Genomic DNA, 3125 nt, shown 5'->3' on the forward strand with positions numbered 1-3125 from the left:
TTGTTTATGTTTTTTTTTTTTTAAGTCAGAAGACGGCATATGTGGTTTAGTACGGTCTCGTGGGCTCGGAGATTTGTATAAGAAAAAGATGGGACCCGTCTCGGCGAGCCGGCCCACGGCCTTGAGAGCCGCGAACGTGTCGAAGACGTCGTCCTCGATGTCGATCTCACCGGCGACGTAGGCCCGCCCGAGCCCGAGCTGGCCCGGCGACCACGCCAGCCGGCGCAGCGCCCGACGGGACCGGACCGCGACGACGGGTGCCCCGGGCGGGCCGGCGACCGAGCCGTCCCAGCCCCGGATCCGCAGGGGCAGCTCGGTCGCCCCGAGCACGGCGCCCAGTGCCTGTGCCAGCTGGTCCGCCACCGTTCGTCGCCCTGTCATCATCGGTGCCCCCTCGTCTCCCGGCGCAGCATCCGCCCGATGGGCATGATCGTTGCGCATACCAACGGTCCGCGCCAACACCGGTGGTGCGGCGAACATTCCCGACAGGGCGGGGGCCGCGATCAGCCGCGCGGGCGCCAGCGCTTCCAGATGGCCGTCGCCGATGCCCGCGGCTTGCCGTCCCAGCGCAGGTGCACGTCCACCGTCATCTGCGCCTCGGAGGCGTCGGTGACCACCGCCAGCAGCTCCACCGGCTCGGTGAGCGGGGCGGGCCGCAGGAAGCGCACGTCCAGGCCGGCGGTCACGTACGGCAGCGCGGCGCCGGGCAGCGGCCCCCAGTTCCGGACGTCGGCCTCGTGCACCACGGCCGCCGCGCTGTGGCAGTCCAGCAGCGCGGAGATGATCCCGCCGTTGAGGTAGCCCAGCCCGTTGTCGTGCTCCGGCCACGGCGTGAACGTCGCGGTCACGCCGCCCTCACCGGGGAAGCTGCGCAGCCGCAGACCCCGCTCGTTGGCCGGTCCGCAGCCGAAGCAGGTGAGGTGCGGTACGAGCCGTTCCTGGATGCTCGGCAAGGTCACGCCGGGCAGCATGCCTCAGCCGGTGACGTCGTCGGCCTCGACGAGCGCGACCGAGGTGATCCGGTGCACGGCGAACGTGCGGTTCTCGCCGCGGCGCTCGTCGTAGCCCTGCAGGAACCCCCCGACCAGCGAGACCGGCTGCACCACCCGCTGGCTGCCGCTGCCCTGGGCGTCGACGTATCCCAGCCACACCGGCACGCCCTCGCGGACCGCCCGGGACAGCAGCTCCAGCGTCGACGCCGTCGTCACGCCGGGCACCTGCCGCACCGCCTCGCCCCGGCGGGCCGCCAGGGCGGCGTCACCGGCGCGCATCTCCCGCACGACCGCGGCGCGCTCGTCGGGGTTCAGCGGACGGGCGGCCGGCGGGGCCTCGGTGCCGGTCCGCCGGCCGGCGGCGCGCGGCCGGCCCGGCGGCCGGGTGAGGACGGCGCCCCCCGGGTTCTCACCGGCCGGTGCGTAGCCCGCCTCGCGCAGCACGGTCAGCACCTCGTCGGCGCCCAGCGCGCTGACCAGCACCCCGGGTGCGAGCCGGCGCAGCTCCGCGGACGCGGTCCGCCGGTCGCTGAGCACCTGCGACAGCAGCCCGTGGTCGTCGGAGCGCACGTAGGACTCGATCGAGCCCACCCGCAGCCGCCCGTGCTGCCGGGCGACGTCGTCGACCAGGTAGTCCAGCGCCTGCGGGACCGGCGTCCGGGACGCCTTGGCGAAGAAGTCGTGCAGGTCCGACGCCGACCACCCGACGTCCAGGGCCCGGCGCACGCTCGCCTCCGACACCCGGAACACCGTGGCACCGCCGGAGGACTCGACGTCGGCGACGACGGACAGCGTGTCGGCCAGCTCCGCGACCAGTGGGCCGGGCGCGATCAGGGAGAGGTCCGGCTGGGCGAGCACGTGGTCGACCGGCTCGGGCAGCAACCCGCGCATGCCCATCGCGGCGCCGTCCTCCCCGGACGCCAGCAGGCCACGACCGCCCGTGGAGAGCGCCCCGGAGACCAGCACCCCGAGGCGTGCGGCCTCGGCCAGCATGTCGGGGACCGGCGCCAGCCGGTCCGCCCGCCGCGGGGTGCGCCAGCGCAGCAGCGCGGTGAGGTCCTCGGGGGCCAGACCCGAGCCCGCGGGCAGCTCGGCCAGCACGGCCAGCGCCGACCGGCGGATCGCCGGTGCGGTGTGCCGGACGAGGTCGGGGGAGAGCGCGTTCGCCGACTTCCCCGCGACGTCGCGCACCCCGACGAGCGAGGGCAGCCGCACGCCGTCCAGCCAGCCGCCCACCAGCACGGCCCACCGGTCGGCCAGGTCCTGTCGCCGCCACACGTCGTAGGCGCGGGTCGGCAGCCACTCGTCGCGGTGCGGGCCGCCGACGTCGAGCAGTCCACCGGCGAAGGCCAGCTCCAGCAGCCAGGCGGCCTCGGCCTCGGTCACCTTCAGCGACTTGGCCACCCGCTTCTGGTCCCGGACGCCCACCCCGCCGCTGCGCAGCAGCCCGGCCGGTTCCTCCTCCAGCAGCGTCAGCAGCTCGGCGACCCGGCCCACCGACTCCAGCGCCGCACCGGCGGCCTGCCGGTCGACCACCTGCGGGTCCCTCGTGGTGGGTGTGGGCTCGGGGCGGCTGCGCGGCGGGCCGTAGGGGTGGTCGCCGCGCAGCAGGACGCCGATCTCGCGCGGCAGCTCCACGTTCAGCGCGTCGATGCGGGCCAGCAGGCCGCGCTGCAGCAGTCGCCGGGCGGGGGAGGAGGCGCCGTTGGCCGGCACGTCGGGCAGGTGGCCCACCGGACGGTCCCCGGCCAGGCGCTCCAGCACCCCGCGCTCCTCCGGCGCCAGCTCACCGAGCGCGGCCGGGAGGTCCGACGGCAGCTGCAGCCGCAGGTCGAGGGCGCGCCGGCCCAGACCCGCGGGATGGCGGACCGACCGCCGCACCGGGTCCGGGGCGTGCAGGACGTCGTCGCCCCACAGCAGCGCCCGGGTGGTGAGGGTGTCGACCGCGGCCGCCAGCACCTCGTCGGGCACCCCGGGCAGCGCCGCGACGAGCTCGTCGGGCGGCACCCCGTCGGTCGGCGCGAGCAGCACGACGTCGAGGACCTGGAGCGTGGTGGCGTCGAGCTCGTCCAGCGCGCGGTCCACCGACACGGGCACCGCCAGGCGGCTGGCCCTGTCTCTTATACACATTCT

The 3125-nt window shown here is 75.3% G+C and carries 2 protein-coding genes and 1 pseudogene; all 3 read right to left on the reverse strand.

All coding sequences use genetic code 11. The features are described 5' to 3' along the window. Positions 1-363 (reverse strand): annotated as a pseudogene (locus C5508_RS19035) (hypothetical protein); the annotation flags it as partial. A 140-nt stretch (positions 364-503) separates the two neighbouring features. Then, positions 504-959 carry a PaaI family thioesterase gene (locus C5508_RS19040; protein WP_198598194.1) on the reverse strand — a complete coding sequence of 152 codons (456 nt, stop codon included), beginning with the start codon at positions 957-959 and terminating at the stop codon, positions 504-506. A gap of 15 nt (positions 960-974) precedes the next feature. Beyond that, the coding region (locus C5508_RS19045) for a helicase C-terminal domain-containing protein (RefSeq protein WP_104526476.1) at positions 975-3125 on the reverse strand (2151 nt) is incomplete at its 5' end.

Origin of the sequence: Blastococcus atacamensis, from assembly GCF_002938425.1 — a bacterium.
GTDB lineage: Bacteria > Actinomycetota > Actinomycetes > Mycobacteriales > Geodermatophilaceae > Blastococcus > Blastococcus atacamensis.